The organism is Fibrisoma limi BUZ 3, from assembly GCF_000296815.2.
In the GTDB taxonomy this organism is placed as follows: domain Bacteria; phylum Bacteroidota; class Bacteroidia; order Cytophagales; family Spirosomataceae; genus Fibrisoma; species Fibrisoma limi.
Genome location: NZ_CAIT01000010.1, coordinates 237,576 through 253,956 on the forward strand (window position 1 = coordinate 237,576; position 16,381 = coordinate 253,956).

Here is a 16,381-nt window from a genome sequence, read left to right on the forward strand (position 1 = left end):
TTACCCGATGAGCAATTTTTTTACGAAACGGCGGGAGCCGTTCCGATTTATGGTCTGGCTGGGCATTGCTGGTAGCGTGATGCTGTTTACGGTCTTGCTGGCAGCTTACATTATCCGGAGTTCGGGGCCGAACTGGGCCAATGTAAAGTTACCAAATGTGTTTCTGGTTAGTACCATAGCCATTGCAGTAAGCAGTCTGACCCTAAACAATGCGAACCGGGCATTTCGGCAGGAGCGATTTGACACCTATCGCACGTACATGACCACCACACTGGTGCTTGGCACAATTTTCATTCTGTTACAAGGGTGGGGCTGGCGGCAGATGGTGTTGGCGGGTGTAGAAATGCAGGGAAACCCGGCGGCTGGGTTTGTGTACATGATTTCGGGCCTTCATCTGCTGCATATTTTCATTGGATTGATTTATCTGGTTATTGTATTGGTAGAGGCCTGGCGTCGCCGTCCGTACATTGACTCATTCGTGTACAGTGTTAATCCGCCTAATCAATTAAAAATCAAGCTGGTTACGTTGTATTGGCACTTCGTGGATATTTTGTGGCTGGGGTTATTTATTTTTCTGCTGGCGCATCATGGAGTCGATTTGAAGCCGCTTTTGTGAACGCTGCCACGTTTTGCTACAATATATCGTTATTTGTATAAGTATTTGTTTTTTAAACCTATTACATGAGAAAAATTGCACTGTGGGCCGGATTGCTGAGTATAAACCTGGCAACCCATGCCCAAAACGCACCTTCATCACCCATCGGAACCATATCAGACGTAAACCGTAACAGTAATGCTACGTCGAAGTATGATCCGCGAGAGTTGTTCCACCCGCTGTTTAATATGCAGCCCGGAAATGACTATCGGACGGGAAGTGGAGCGCCGGGACCGCGCTACTGGCAGAACCGCGCTGATTATCAGATCAACGTAACCCTCGACGATCAGAAAAGCACAATAGCAGGGGAGGTCACGATTACCTACAAAAATAACTCTCCTGAAAACCTGCCGTTCCTGTGGCTGCAACTGGATCAGAATGCGTTTAGCGATACGTCGCGGGCATCCAAAACGACGCCGGTTACGGGTGGGCGTTTCGGGAACCTGGGCTTTGCCGGCGGGATGACTATTACGAATGTTTCGGTGGAACAGGGGAAGAACAAATTCGTTCCGGCTACGTACACCATTACTGATACCCGGCTGCAGATACGCCTGGCCGAACCCGTGAAACCGAACGGCGATGCGGTGAAAGTTCGGGTTGCCTACTCGTTTAAAATTCCTGAGTATGGTTCTGACCGGATGGGACAGCTCAAACGCCGGGATGGTATCATCTACGAGATTGCGCAATGGTATCCGCGGATGTGTGTGTACGACGATATCGAGGGCTGGAACGTACTGCCTTACCTGGGTGCTGGCGAGTTTTACCTTGAATACGGTGATTTTGACTATGCCGTCACAGTTCCCTGGGATCACATCGTGGTTGGCTCCGGCGAATTGCTCAATCCGAACGACGTATTGACATCTGAGCAGCAAAAGCGGCTGGCACAGGCTCGGAACAGCGACAAAACGGTCATCATCCGTAGTAAGGACGAAGTAACGAACCCGGACACGCGACCAAAGCGCTCCGGTACGCTGACGTGGCGGTTCCGCTGTCAGAACACCCGCGACATAGCCTGGGCTAGTTCACGGGCGTTTGTCTGGGATGCTGCCCGAATGAATCTGCCGAGTGGCAAAACAGCACTGGCTCAGTCGGTCTACCCGGCCGAGAGCGCTACGCCTGATTCGTGGGGCCGCTCGACTGAGTACGTGAAGGGCTGTATTGAGTTCTATTCCAAGTATCTGTACGAGTATACTTACCCGGTTGCGACCAACGTAGCGGGTATTGTGGGCGGTATGGAATACCCGGGTATTGTTTTCTGTGATCATAAGGACAAGAAAGATGCGCTCTGGGGCGTAACGGACCACGAATTCGGTCATAACTGGTTCCCGATGATTGTAGGTAACAATGAGCGCAAATTTGCCTGGATGGACGAGGGATTCAACACGTTCATCAACACCCTCTCGACGGCAAACTTCAACAACGGCGAATACAATAGAGAACGTGGTACGATGCACGATATAGCACCGGCTCTGTTCCAGCCGGTTGAGCCGATCATGACAACGCCGGACGTACAGCAAAGCCGGGCGCTGGGTATCCTTGCGTATTATAAACCCGGCATGGGACTAAAGTTGCTGCGGGACGTAGTACTCGGTCCTGAGCGTTTCGACTACGCGTTCAAAACGTATGTAGACCGCTGGGCTTTTAAACACCCAACGCCGTATGATTTCTTCCGTACCATCGAGGATGCCGCCGGCGAAGATTTAGGCTGGTTCTGGCGCGGCTATTTCTACGAAACCTGGCGGCTAGATCAGGCCGTCAAAGACGTCAAATACGTAGATGGCCGGGCCGAGAAAGGCTCATTTATCACCATCGAAAACCTCGAAAAAATGGCGATGCCGGCAACTGTCGAACTGACCGAAACAACCGGGAAAAAGACCCGTGTGGATTTACCGGTCGAGATATGGCAGCGTGGTGGTACATGGACGTTCCGGGCCAACACGACTGCTCCACTCCGAACGGTAGTGGTCGATCCGGACGAAAAACTACCGGACATTAATTCGAAGAACAATACCTGGCGCGGAGAAGCGCAATAGGAGGGGGAAAAGGAGGAAGGGGAGAAGAGGGAGGAAATGGAATTATGTAGCTCCCTTTCCTCCCTCTTCTCCCCTTCCTCCTTTTCTCCTCATCCCACTATACCTCTACCAACATAGCACCGTAGGAATAACCACCTCCAAATACGGTTACGACGATTCGTTGGCCTTTCTGAAACATGTCCCACTGTTCAGACAGGGCAATAGCACAGCCGGCGCATCCGGTATTACCCAGCCGCTCAATGTTAGAGATCAGTTTGGATTCCGGGAGAGCGAGCGTATTCATTACGTTCCGCGAAATCCGGAGATTTGCCTGGTGAGGCAAAACATAATCGACATCATCGAGCGTCAGGCCGCAACGATCCAGAATTTGTTGGCTGGCTTTGGGCATATACTGGCAGGCGTTGATGAATACATCGCGGCCGTGAGGCATCGTAACGCCACCGTCCATAGGCTTCATCATTACACCCGTTGTGGCTTTGGGCGTGTGGGCTGCTCCGCCGGTCAGTAACGATTTGATGGCAAAGTCACCCTCGTTCTGGCGTTCTTTGGTGATCAGCAGCGCAGCGGCTCCGTCGCCCCACAAATGCCCCGATACTTTATCCTGTTCGTTGTTATAGGCGGTGTTATGTTCCGAAACGATCACCAGCGCCCGAGTAGCTTTGTTAAGCGCAAAATACCCTTCTGCTACTTCAATAGCATTGAGCAGCGATGAGCAGGCGGTCGACACGGAAACAACCGGGATATCGGGTATGCCGAGATGGTGCTGAACCTCGTGAGCGAGTGAAACAATGGTATCGTAGGGGGTATACGTAGCGCCTACAATCAGATCGACAGTGGAAAGGTCCGTTTTTTCCTGTAAACGTTTCGTGACTTCGACCGCCATCGTATTTGTGTTCTCTCCGGTGGCCGCTTTGCGTCGTTCCTGAATACCGGTTCGCTCGATGATCCACTCGTTTGAAAGCCCGTTGAGCTGAGTGAAATGTTCATTGCCCACCACCTCCGTTGGCAGGTAGTGACTTACTGCATGAATATACATTATGCCAATTAATTAGGCTATTATCCGGCTAAACCGAATTTTTGCCGAAAGTTAACTTTTACCATGAAGGGGTAGTATTCAAAATTAGAACAATACTATAAGGAATTTGTATAGTTCTATTTTTGGGCCACTAAGCAGACCAATAGCGGCAAATCTGTACTGTTACTGACTTATTCATTGAGAATAAGTCGATAAAAGTTCAACAGCTTCTCGGCTTCACTACTCCAGTTATAATTTGTTTCAACAGCCCTACGCCCGCGCTGCCCCATTACCTCAGCCTCTTTAGGGTGTTTTATCAAAAACGTCATTGCCGTGGCAATCTGTTCCGGACTATAGGGGGATACGCAGAAGCCGCAGCTATTGTGCTCAACAACGTTACGATATAGCAGAAAGTCGGATGTGATGACCGGCAGCCCTAGCGCCATGTATTCAAACATCTTGGTTGTGTAGGAGTCAGGGTAGTCGCCGATGGGTTTGAGCAAAGCGAGGCCGGCCGTTGCTCCGGCTGCGAACGGAAAAGCCATACGCTGGTCTGTATAGCCATGAAACGTAAGGTTTTCGCGCACATCTTCGTAACCCGGCAGCTTGTTCAGGTCAGCATCAGTGAACGTACGGTGGCCGAATAGATGGATTCGAAAATTGAGCTGTTGCCGTTTCAACAGCGTTAAGCTCTGAATCAGCGTATCGAAGGCCCGCTCAAAGCTCAGCAAACCGATGTAGAAAAACTCAGGGCAGACCGTATTGGGCTGGTAAATCCGACGAAACGGCTCCAGAAACGATAACAACGGGTAATTGTAAATTACCACATGCGGTCTTTTCAAATCAGTATACGTATCCAAATAGCCATGTTCGGTAAAGATTAGATAAAAATACCGGCGAGCCAATCGGTCGAAAAAGCCAAAAAACCGTTCGAGCCAGTAACCTCGGTTAACAATTTTCAGGTGCAGCTTTTTGAAAAGGTTTTCCTGCACTTCATAGATGACCTGTGCTCCCGTTAACCAAAATACGAAGGCAAATGGAATAAACTCTGGCACGTACACATGAACCACCTTGGGGCGCAGCCAGAGGCAACGTAGCAAAATTAGCGGGCTCGTCAGCAGTACGCGCCAGATCACTCGCCTGAAATACGGGACAGTAATGAATTGAATTCCCGGAACCAGCGTTGGTTCGGCGCGGGGAAGCACACACACTACCTCGTATACATCACTGAGCGTCTGACATTGCTTGAACACAATCCGTGGGTCACTGGCCGGGTGGGCCGTACTGACGTGCAGTACCCGGATTTTCTTCATGAAGCCGCCTGGACAATGGCTACGCCCGACGAAGTGCCCAACCGGGTTGCTCCGGCCTCAATAAACGCAATAGCCTGCTCATACGTTTTAATGCCTCCAGACGCTTTGACCTGAATGCTAGCAGGTAGCAGCGAGCGGATTAGTCGTATATGATCGACCACGGCTCCGACTGGCGCAAAACCGGTCGACGTTTTTACAAAATCAGGTGCAGCTTCAGCACATAGGTCGCAGGCGATCCGGATTTCGTTTTCGTCAAGATACGCTGTTTCGAGAATGACCTTAAGGAGGGCCCCCCGGCTTTGTGCCAGACCTGCCAGGGTACTGATTTCTTCACGAACACTCAGGTATGCCATCGACTTGAACCGGGTCAGATTCATAACCATATCCAATTCGGTTGCGCCGTCTTCGAGTGCTTTCTCGGCTTCAGTAACTTTAACCGGCAGACTGTTGTAGCCAAGAGGGAACCCAATGACGGTGCAGACTTTTATGGGCGTTTCGGCGAGCAGATCGCTGGCGTATAATACGTAGGAGGGGGGGACACAAACCGTTCGGAATCGGTACTCATAAGCTTCGGCGCACAACTGCCGGATGTCTGTTTCCGTAGCAGTCGGCTTGAGGTTTGTATAGTCAATATATTCGGCCAGATTCATGCAGGGAGCCCGGGTATTGAAGCCAGGCTATTTTTTTACGCCAAAGGTACGTAGTTCTGCGTCAATCTTCAGGTTCCAGCGCTCCTGAGCCAAGGGGTCCTGTCCGTGGCGGGTCTCGTCGTCATATTGCTTCTGCATCCGGTTCATGTCGCGATAGGCTTCAATGAACTGGTACTGCACGATACTATTGTAATCTTCAAGCGACAGGCTATCAGGCTGAATTCTACGTTTGAATCGCTCAACAATAATCTTTGTAATGTCAAAATGGCGCTGTTCGTGGTTCAGCGTGTAACCGTTACGTGCTTCATCGCGCACCCACGATGATTCTTTGAGCATGTATGTTTTAAGCGCCAGACTAAGATTGATGGTACCATTCTTGACGGTGCTACTCCCTTCGTAAGCAAAACTGGTAAACACTTCGGCTGCATAATGGCTCCCTTTTCGCGGAACGGCCAGAAAATCATTCCACGTCAACGGACGAGCCAGATTGTAAAACACAGTATCGTCGGTTGTTATACGAGTATCTTCCTTAAAATTAACCGTGATGCCGGTAGCCAGCTTCTCGTTTTGCCCGGCCTGACGGTTCATATACTCATTTACGTTACGTAATGAAGCTATCACTGCCTGTCGGATTGTGGGCTCAATCACGGTTGTCTGACTGATTGGGCGGGTGTAATTGGCGCTGCTCCGGTACTCGGTCAGGCGGGTGGTAGTAGCATCGCCAAAGTCGTTTTTGCTTAGCAGATCAAAAGCAACGCCAAACGTAAACTTGCCTTCGACACGATTGCCGGTAGCCGTTTCTATCAGTCGGCATTCGGTCAGGCGCATCGCCAGCGGCCGAAGCTTTCTGTTCTGTTTTAAACTCTGGTTGATAAACTGCTGAATCGACGCCGTGACACCGCCTTCCAGATCAACGGCTTCAGTTGGTGAACCCGCGGTTAAAGCCAGTCGGGCAACCGGCCCGCGGTTGGGTCGCTGATCCGTAACGGCTGCGACGTAAAATTCCTTAGGAGTGAACGGGAGCGACTCGGGCCGCAGTCGAATAGGCGTGAAGGGGGGCAAAAATGCCATTAATCCCATTAGTAGGATTAATAAACCGAAACCAATCAGGCGGTTCATTGAGCAGGGATTCCTATATTGTTGAAAACCGTTGTATTCGTTTAACGAATTTCGGCGTGCTTAATGAGCAGTTATACCCCAAAATCAAACCCTCCGATTGTATCTGATAAAGATACATACCGGAGGGTTGTTTATCAATTTGAGCGAATGAGACCAGGAGTCTCAGATCAATGTTACTCAATCAGCATGGCTTTGCCACTGACTACGTCGTTTTCGACGGTCTTGTACTTGACGCCCCGCTTGACAGTGCCATCGGTGTACTGAACGTTAACCTTATCGTTCCGATTAGCAACCTTTATCTGACGAACAGGCATTTGCCGGGGCATAGGCGGTGCGCCGGCACCCATGCTATTGTTTTCGGACATACGCCGGGCATATTCTTCTGGACCAGTTGCCAGATGATCGTCGTCAAAGTCCTCCATGTTAGTGTGTAACTGAGGTTGAGGCTGCGGACGATGTTGGGCTGGTGCCTGCCGGATTTCCTGCTGTACTTCCTGTGGCTCCTGCGCCGGAATATCGGCTTTGGCCAGGAAGCTGATCGTATCAAAATTGACCTTGGTCAGGAATCGCTTGAACAATTCAACCGACTCAAATTTGTAGACCAGCAGTGGGTCTTTCTGCTCAAAAACGGCGTTCTGCACCGACTGCTTCAGGTCGTCCATTTCTCGGAGGTGTTCTTTCCACTCCTGGTCAATCACGGCCAGCGTAATGGCTTTCTCCATCTCCGTTACGAGCGCCCGGCCTCCGGTTTCGACGGCTTCGCGCAGATCCGTTACTACGGTCAATTCATGGATACCGTCTGAAAACGGTACCACAATGTTTTTGATGATGTGCCCCTGCTCGGTGAGAACCTGCTGAAGAACAGGCAGTGCTTTCTCGGCAATAGCCTGGTTTTTGACCTGGTATTGTTGCTCAGCTTCGTCATACAGCCGCCCTACCTGATCCTGTTTCTTCAGTTTGGCAAACTCATCGGCCGTAAGCGACGGCGTCAGGCCGAGGGCCGTCAGAAGTTGAAGCTGTACCTCATCATAATTGCCTTCGGCGTTCGAAACGATATCCTCAACTACATCATACATCGTGTTGGCGATGTCGAGCGGCAAACGATCCCCGAACAGCGCGTTCCGACGGCGTTTATAGATAGCCTCGCGCTGGTAGTTCATCACGTCGTCGTATTCGAGCAGTCGCTTCCGGATGCCAAAGTTGTTTTCTTCAACTTTCTTCTGCGCCCGTTCGATCGATTTCGTAATCATCGAGTGCTGAATTACCTCGCCTTCTTCAAGGCCCATCCGGTCCATAACCTTTGCAATCCGGTCGGAACCGAACAGACGCATCAGGCTATCTTCCAGCGAGACGAAGAACTGCGACGTACCGGGATCCCCCTGGCGACCCGAACGACCGCGCAACTGGCGGTCAACCCGGCGCGACTCGTGCCGTTCCGTACCGATGATGGCCAGACCGCCCGCAGCCCGCGACTCAGGCGTCAACTTAATGTCCGTACCACGGCCAGCCATGTTCGTCGCAATCGTAACCGTACTGGGCAGACCAGCCGTGGCTACAATTTCGGCTTCGCGCTGGTGGTATTTAGCGTTCAGAACCTGGTGCTGGATCTTCCGCAACGTCAGCAGGCGGCTGAGCAACTCAGAGTTTTCAACCGAAGTGGTACCTACCAGCACCGGCCGGCCTTTCTCGACCAGGGCATTGATTTCATCAACAACGGCGTTGTATTTCTCACGTACCGAGCGGTACACTTTATCTTCTTCGTCTTGGCGGCTGATGGGTTTATTGGTTGGAATAACCACTACGTCCATCTTGTAAATCTGCCAGAATTCAGACGCTTCCGTTTCGGCCGTACCGGTCATACCCGCCCGTTTGTGATACATCCGGAAGTAGTTCTGGAGCGTAACGGTCGCGTAGGTCTGCGTGGCATCTTCTACCTTAACTCCTTCTTTCGCTTCAACAGCCTGGTGCAGACCATCCGACCACCGGCGGCCTTCCATGATCCGGCCCGTCTGTTCGTCTACAATCTTCACTTTACCGTCCATGATCACGTACTCTGTGTCACGCTCGAACAAACAATAGGCTTTCAGGAGCTGGTTTACCGTATTGATACGTTGCGTCTTAACGGCGTAGTCGCGGATAACGGCTTCTTTGTGCAGAATCTTTTCCTGTTCCGAAAACTCGGCGTCTTTATCAATGACGTTCAGATCGACCGATAAGTCGGGCAGGATAAAGAAATTAGGATCTTCGCCAGAACCCGTGATGAAGTCGATCCCCTTTTCGGTCAGTTCAACGCTGTTGTGCCGCTCATCGATGGTGAAGTAAAGCGGAGCATCGGCTTCGGGCATCAACTTCTGGTTTTCGGCCAGATAAATTGACTCCGTTTTCTGGAGCAACGCTTTATTACCCGTCTCACTCAGGAACTTGATGAGGGGCTTGTGCTTAGGTAGACCCCGATAAGCGCGGAACAGAGAAAGCCCGCCTTCTTTCTCATCGCCAGCCGCAATTTTTTTCTTCGCATCGTTCAGGTAGTCGTACACCAGTTTACGCTGTGCTTCAACTACCCGCGACACCCGGGGTTTCAGTTCGATGTAATCCTGCTCATCGCCACGCGGTACCGGGCCTGAAATAATCAGAGGAGTCCGGGCGTCATCGATCAGAACGGAGTCAACTTCGTCGACCATCGCGAAGTGATGCTTGCGCTGAACCAACTCACCCGTTTCGCGGGCCATGTTATCGCGGAGGTAATCGAAACCGAATTCGTTGTTGGTACCATACGTGATATCGGCCAGATACGCCTGTTTTCGAGCATCGGAGTTAGGCTGGTGTTTGTCAATACAATCGACACGCAGGCCATGGAACTCAAAGAGCGGCCCCATCCACTCGGAGTCACGCTTGGCCAGGTAATCGTTCACCGTCACGATGTGCACACCACGTCCGGCCAGGCCATTCAGGAAAGCCGGGAAGGTTGCTACAAGGGTTTTACCTTCACCCGTTGCCATTTCGGCAATTTTACCTTGGTGCAGCACGACGCCCCCGATGATCTGAACGTCGTAATGGACCATATCCCATTTAATGGGAGAACCGGCCGCATCCCAGGTGTTAGCCCAGTAAGCCTGATCACCATCGATGACAACGTTCTTTTTGCGGATTGCTAACTCCTGATCGAATGGCGTAGCCGTTACGGTCAGGTGTTCGTTGCTGGCGAACCGGCGAGCTGTTTCCTTAACGATGGCGAAAGCCTGCGGAAGGATATCGAGCAGAACGCGTTCCAGTTCCGTGTTGCGATCGGCTTCGAGCTTGTCAATCTGGTTGAACAGCCGCTCTTTCTGGTTTACGTCGACGTCAGGGCTGCCAGCCTGCTGGGTCAGATCGGCCAGTTGGTTGTCAATATCCTGCAACTCGTCAGCAATACGGGCTTTCAGTTCAGCCGATGCCTGCCGGAGTTCGTCGTTGGAAAGGTCTTTCAACCGGGCAAATTCGGCATTGACTTTCTCGACGTAGGGAAGCAGTTCTTTAATGTCCCGCTGCGATTTCGTGCCGAAGAGCTTGGCTATGAAATTGATCATATTTTCTGTTGGTCAATCAAGTGAGTCGATCAACTGGTGAATTATGTAATCCATGGATCGCTTCGATAAGTGACCAGTTGATCGACCTTATTTTTCTACAAATTTAGTTCATTATAACCGTACTACAACAAGGAGAGTGGTTTCGGAATGTACCTTACCGTATGGACTCTACGTTTTAGAAATAAACTACTACTTTTGCGAATCAAATATTGGCCCAATGGCCAACATTTATGTGTATCAAAGACAAATTGTCACATTATCACTTTACTACCCGCCAATTCATCGTACTTACATGGTTACTACTGACAGGCATTGGTTTGGGATATGCGCAAAGACCCTCTACCCGTGTAGATCAGTTGAGCGACGACCAGGTAGTTGAATTTTATCGCCGGGCACAAGCCAGTGGGCTAAGTGAAGCGCAGATTGAGCAGGCGGCCATGTCTCAGGGGTATACATTAGATGATATTGCCAAGATGCGTCGACGGATCGCAGAGATTCGGTCAAAGGTTAACCGGACCGGTGGACAAACTGTAACGGATACCAGCATTGGCCGGACATTGCCTAATGATCTTTCACGACGACTCCCTGATTCTTTACGATTTTATAAGCGGGACACAATACGTCGTCCTGTCGTGTTTGGGGCATCACTTTTTGAAAACGCCAATCTATCGTTTGAGCCTAATCTGCGGATTGCGACCCCTCGTAACTACGTTGTTGGTCCGGACGATGAGATTACGATTGATATTTCAGGCGCGGCATCTGACAACTTTCGGCTGAAAGTTAGCCCGGAGGGAGCCGTCAAGGTGCCAAATGTACCGCCCATTCTGGTGAGTGGACTGACTATTGAGCAGGCCGAACAGCGGATTATCGATCGACTACGCAAAGCAGGATATCAAGGCTTAGGTACGCCTGGTAGCGGAACATACGCTAATGTCACACTGACAAACATTCGCAGTATTCGGGTCACATTGGTCGGCGAAGTCGTTAGGCCGGGTACGTATACGATCTCATCACTTGGTACTGCTTTTAACGCTCTATACTTAGCGGGTGGTCCAAATCCGGAAACGGGCTCGTTCCGGCGCATCAGCATCATTCGTGGAAATCGGGTAGTACGTACCATTGATCTCTACGACTTCATCCTGCGGGGTGACCGGAAAGACAACATCCGGCTTCAGGACGATGACGTAATTCGAGTCGCCGATTATAACACACGGGTTGAGATGGCGGGCGAAGTGCGTCGACCCGCAATTTTTGAGGTTTTGCCAGGCGAAACGCTAAAGGACGTACTAAGTTTTGCTGGAGGTTTTTCCGATGAAGCGTACCGGGCTACCATTACCCTTCGGCGTAATACGGATCGCGAGCGTCGTATCGTTACAATAACCGAAGATCAACTGGCAGGTTTTGTTCCTCAGCCGGGTGATAAGTTCACAGTTGGACGAATACTGAATCGGTACGAAAACCGTGTTCAGGTAGTTGGAGCGGTGATGCGCCCGGGGGATTATGCGCTGGAACCAGGCGTTACTACCGTTCGCGAACTGATTAATCGGGCCGAGGGCCTACGGCAGGATGCATTTCGGAATCGCGCTAATATATTCCGTGAGCGGGGCGATATGGAACGGGAAAACCTTGCGTTTGATCTGGGAAAGTTGATGAAAGGAGAGGCTGCTGACATCCCGTTGATGCGGCAGGATAGTGTAGTGATTCAATCTATTCGCGATTTGAGAGAAGCTTATTATGTGATGATTGAAGGTGCCGTAAATAGACCGGATACGTTCGATTTTGTCCGTAATATGAGTGTATCTGACCTAATTGCTCAGGCCGGAGGATTTCAGGAGGGAGCTACCGCCAGCCGCGTAGAAATTGCCCGGCGTATCAGGCGGGATTCGGCCTCGACGCCTGATAATGTCATCATATTTCGCTTTAATCTAGATCGTGATCTACGGCTAAACCCTCAGGATGCAGGATTTATATTAGAACCGTTCGATATAGCCTATGTCCGGACGGCGGCTTATTACGAGCCGCAGCAGCAGGTCTATATTGCTGGCGAGATAAGGCATCCAGGCAATTATGCAATTCTTAACCGAACAGAGCGTATATCAAACCTGATTGAGCGTGCCGGTGGACTCAAAGCAGGGGCTTATTTACCAGGTGCTCAATATCGTCGGTTCGGGGAGCTAGTAGCCACAGATATCAGAATGGTTCTGGAAAATCCTAACATAGAAGAAAATTTGCTACTGAAAGGGGGAGATACCCTCTACATACCTGGTCGATCGGAGATTGTAAAGATTGAAGGAGCGGTCCTAAACCCATCGGCTACCAGTTTCGAAACTGGTTTTACTTTCAATGATTACATATCGCAGGCAGGCGGGTACACAGATAATGCAAGGCGTAGCAAAGCCTACGTTATATACCCAAGTGGCCGAAAAGATCGGACTCGCCGTTTTTTATGGATTAAAAGCCGCCCGAGTATAGAGCCGGGGTCAATAATAATGGTTCCGTTTAAGCCGCTGGATACCACTAAAACAACCCCAGGCGAACGAGTAGCACTCTTTTCTCTGGTTGGAACCATGTTAATTGCGACGCTTAACTTAGTATTCAGATAATCAACATCATTAATGTCAGTCATAGAAAATACTCGACAAGCCAGTCAGTCAGATGATGAGACAATCGAGATTCGGCTAAGTGATGTCATTCAATTTTTGAAAGAGAGCCGTCGAACGGTTATCATTGGGGCGATTATCGCTGCTATGATGGGTACCTTGTATTCATTTACCAAATCTAACCAGTACATTTCCCAAGTTTCAGTTATGCCAGAAATACAAGCTAAAGGGGTAGGTGGTTTAGGAAACCTAGGATCTCTAGCTGGTTTGGCAGGCATTAGTCTCGATAATGCAGGCGGAGGGGGGGAAACTATTCGTCCTGATCTTTATCCAAATATATTACAAAGTGTTCCGTTTGGGCTGCATATGCTAAAACAACCAGTTTACTCACAATTACTTAATAAAAAGCTAACAGTAGAAGAATTTTACAAGCAATTCAATGAGCAGACCTTGTTAGGGAAATTTATAGGAAAGGGAATAGGCGAAAAAGAATCTGAAACAAAAAATACATATAATAATAACATAAAGACACTTCAATTAACAAAAAAGCAGGAAGGGCTAATTTCTATAATTCATAATAGTGTGACCGCAACTTTTGACAAAAAGACGGGTATAATGTCAATCAGTGCAGAAATGCCCGATCCAGTCGTAGCTGCTAGCACTGCTCAATTGGCTTTGGAGTATTTGACGAACTATGTTACTAGTTATCGAACCGAAAAAGCCCGTCAGCAGGTATTTTTTCTAACGCGACAGTTACGTGAAGCTAAAAATCGATATCAAGCCTCCGAGTATGCTTTGTCAAGTTATCGAGATCGCAACCGAAGTTTATACCTAAACACAGCTAAGATAGAAGAGCAACGTTTACAAGCAGATTTCATATTAGCGCAAGGGGTGTATAACGACTTATCCAAACAATTAGAACAGGCAAAGATAAAGGTTGCAGAAGAAGCACCAGTATTCAAAACGCTGGAACCTCCTCGTGTTCCATTAATCAAGAGTAGCCCAAAGAGAACACTAATTATAATTGGTTTGACCGTTTTTGGCGCTTTTTTGGGATTGATAGTGCATTTTACTCGTAAAGTCATTTTAGGAAAATCACACAGATAAATGAAGAAAGCTCTTATATGTGGAGTATCTGGGCAAGATGGGGCCTATTTGGCTCAACTGTTGTTAGATAAGGGATACCAGGTATTTGGAGGATCACGCGATGCACAAATGGCTTCATTTCGTAATCTGGAAAAACTGGGAATTCGGAAAGATGTATCACTAGTATCTATAAATATCAACGATTTTAGGAGTGTGCTACAAACACTTCAAAAAATCAAGCCCTACGAAGTTTATAATTTGGCCGGCCAAAGTTCGGTGGGATTGTCATTCGAGCAACCAGTTGAAACGCTCGAAAGCATAAGTGTAGGAACATTAAACTTGTTGGAAGCTATTCGCTTTAGTGGGTTACCAATTAAGCTATATAATGCCGGCTCAAGCGAGTGTTTTGGCGATACGGGTAGTGCGCCTGCTGATGAAGAAACCCCCTTCAGGCCACGTAGTCCATATGGTGTTGCAAAAGCTGCTGCATTTTGGCAGGTAGCTAATTACCGAGAAGCATATCAGTTATTTGCTAGCACTGGTATACTTTTTAATCACGAGTCCCCACTTCGACCTGAAAGATTCGTTACGAAAAAAATTGTGGCTGCTGCTTGTCGGATCGCAAAAGGCTCGCAGGAAAATCTTAAGTTAGGCAATATTGACATCGCCCGTGACTGGGGATGGGCTCCAGATTACGTAGAAGCCATGTGGCTTATGCTTCAGCAGTCGCAACCAGATGACTATTTAATTGCGACCGGACATACATGTAAGTTAAAAGATTTTATTCGGGTTGTATTTGAATGCGTTAATCTCAACTGGGAAGACCACGTAGTTACAGACGCATCGTTTTTTCGACCGACCGATATAGCCGAGGGACACGCTAATCCCCGGAAAGCTAAAGAAAAGCTAGGTTGGGAAGCTCAACATAAAATGGAGCATGTCGCTAGACTCATGGTAGATGACCAACTTGCCAGTATGTAAACTTCATTTAAGCAGCTCTAAAAATAGGTACCCGCTTTAGAAAGGCTGCCTTAACCCTATTATGAATGTCCTGCTATTTAAGCAAATGCTCAACCGAGACCGGAAGTTTTACGGAAACTTGGTGGCTTTAGGAGTTGTTCAGGCTACTAATTTTATTATACCACTCCTTACTTTTCCTTATTTAATACGTACGATCGGTCTGGAAAAATTTGGCGTAGTTTCCTATGGCCTGAGTGTTATGACTTATTTAAATGTCATAGTTGACTTTGGTTTTATTGTGTCAGCTACTAGATCAGTGACACTTGTAAAAAATGATTCTCAAAGACTTTCTGATTTGTACTCATCTGTTACCTGGACTAAACTGTTCTTGTTCATATTAAGTACCATTATCATCTTACTGTTAACTGTATTCTCTGATCGTTTCAATAAAGATCAGCCATTATACTTTTTTAGCACAATATTTGTACTAGGTATAGCCATGATGCCAACCTGGCTTTATCAAGGAATGGAGCAAATGCGACATATTACCTATATAAATTTTGCCACAAAGATTATACTCATTGGTGCTCTGTTTACGGCAGTTACAAAGGAAGAAGATTACATCTATGTAATAGGGATTTATGGTGTAGCAAATTTAATAACAGGTTTATATGGCAACTGGCAAGCAATCAGGCTATATCAGATACGATTGTTTTTCCCTAAGCTTAGTCAGATAAAACAGCAGCTTAGTCAAGGTCTTAACATCTTTATTACCAACTTGGTTATCGTGCTTCTAAATAGTTCAAACTTATTGATTCTGGCTTTTTTTGTTAATGATAAAGCTTTGGGAAGTTATGGGTTGTCTGAAAAAATAGTAATTGCTTTATGGCAGGTTTTAACTGTATTCTCACAAGCCATCTACCCAGTCTTATGTCGGCTTGCCCAGAATTCGCATGAACAGCTAAAACAATTTATTGCCCGTACGTTCTTGCCGTTTGCTCTGGGAATTTTCATCGTTTGTTTAGTGATTTATATTAAGGCTGAATATATTGTAAGATTTTTGACAGGCCATATTGATCCCGAAGCAGTCAGAGTGCTTAAGATTATGATATGGGTTCCTTTTGCGGTATGCCTAAATATACCTGCTTACCAGACGCAATTAGCTTATTCGGTAACTGGAACAAACACTAAACTGTACGCAATAGCCGCTGTAATCAATCTGGCATTATGCTCATTTTTGTCTTATACATGGGGCGCTATTGGAGCTGCTATAGCAATGATTTGTGCGCAATTAATAGTGACAATTGGCTTGTACGTTATAACGGAGTATAATTTCAAGCAGTATTCTGTATTGCGATGATCAGTCACAGCACTAAAACCACGT

At 48.3% G+C, this 16,381-nt stretch carries 11 protein-coding genes; 6 read left to right on the forward strand and 5 right to left on the reverse strand.

The genetic code is table 11. From position 1 onward, the window contains the following. Positions 1 to 7: 7 nt before the first annotated feature. Together BN8_RS29030 and BN8_RS29035 are read left to right on the forward strand one after the other, a co-directional pair. Positions 8 to 616, forward strand: a complete 609-nt coding sequence (locus BN8_RS29030) for a cytochrome c oxidase subunit 3 (RefSeq protein WP_009285523.1) — start codon at positions 8 to 10, stop codon at positions 614 to 616. Positions 617 to 681: 65 nt separating this feature from the next. Continuing rightward, complete coding sequence (locus BN8_RS29035) at positions 682 to 2,688, forward strand: M1 family metallopeptidase (RefSeq protein ID WP_009285524.1); 2,007 nt, start codon at positions 682 to 684, stop codon at positions 2,686 to 2,688. A 97-nt stretch (positions 2,689 to 2,785) separates the two neighbouring features. Here the strand turns inward: BN8_RS29035 and BN8_RS29040 are convergent, their stop codons facing one another. The 5 genes from BN8_RS29040 to secA form a co-directional block, all read right to left on the reverse strand. After that, positions 2,786 to 3,724, reverse strand: coding sequence for a 3-oxoacyl-ACP synthase III family protein (locus BN8_RS29040; RefSeq protein ID WP_009285525.1), 939 nt, complete (start codon positions 3,722 to 3,724; stop codon positions 2,786 to 2,788). Positions 3,725 to 3,894: 170 nt separating this feature from the next. Continuing rightward, complete coding sequence (locus BN8_RS29045) at positions 3,895 to 5,016, reverse strand: glycosyltransferase (protein ID WP_009285526.1); 1,122 nt, start codon at positions 5,014 to 5,016, stop codon at positions 3,895 to 3,897. Then, positions 5,013 to 5,666, reverse strand: coding sequence for a deoxyribose-phosphate aldolase (deoC, locus tag BN8_RS29050; RefSeq protein ID WP_009285527.1), 654 nt, complete (start codon positions 5,664 to 5,666; stop codon positions 5,013 to 5,015). The genes BN8_RS29045 and deoC overlap by 4 nt, the downstream gene beginning before the upstream one ends. A gap of 27 nt (positions 5,667 to 5,693) precedes the next feature. Continuing rightward, positions 5,694 to 6,737, reverse strand: coding sequence for a hypothetical protein (locus BN8_RS29055; RefSeq protein ID WP_229368446.1), 1,044 nt, complete (start codon positions 6,735 to 6,737; stop codon positions 5,694 to 5,696). Between the two features lie 221 nt (positions 6,738 to 6,958). After that, positions 6,959 to 10,351, reverse strand: a complete 3,393-nt coding sequence (gene secA / locus BN8_RS29060; protein WP_009285529.1) for a preprotein translocase subunit SecA — start codon at positions 10,349 to 10,351, stop codon at positions 6,959 to 6,961. Between the two features lie 230 nt (positions 10,352 to 10,581). On the opposite strand from secA, the gene BN8_RS29065 reads away from it, so the two are divergent. From BN8_RS29065 to BN8_RS29080, 4 genes are all read left to right on the forward strand, one after another. Beyond that, positions 10,582 to 12,954 carry an SLBB domain-containing protein gene (locus tag BN8_RS29065; protein WP_009285530.1) on the forward strand — a complete coding sequence of 791 codons (2,373 nt, stop codon included), beginning with the start codon at positions 10,582 to 10,584 and terminating at the stop codon, positions 12,952 to 12,954. A 12-nt stretch (positions 12,955 to 12,966) separates the two neighbouring features. Then, positions 12,967 to 14,058, forward strand: coding sequence for a GNVR domain-containing protein (locus BN8_RS29070; RefSeq protein ID WP_009285531.1), 1,092 nt, complete (start codon positions 12,967 to 12,969; stop codon positions 14,056 to 14,058). Next, positions 14,059 to 15,018: a GDP-mannose 4,6-dehydratase gene (locus BN8_RS29075; protein WP_009285532.1), complete on the forward strand. Its 960-nt coding sequence runs from the start codon at positions 14,059 to 14,061 to the stop codon at positions 15,016 to 15,018. It begins immediately after the preceding gene. A gap of 61 nt (positions 15,019 to 15,079) precedes the next feature. Continuing rightward, the gene (locus BN8_RS29080) at positions 15,080 to 16,357 is read left to right on the forward strand and encodes an oligosaccharide flippase family protein (protein WP_009285533.1); all 1,278 of its coding nucleotides are present in this window, start codon (positions 15,080 to 15,082) and stop codon (positions 16,355 to 16,357) included. The last annotated feature ends 24 nt before the right edge of the window (positions 16,358 to 16,381 follow it).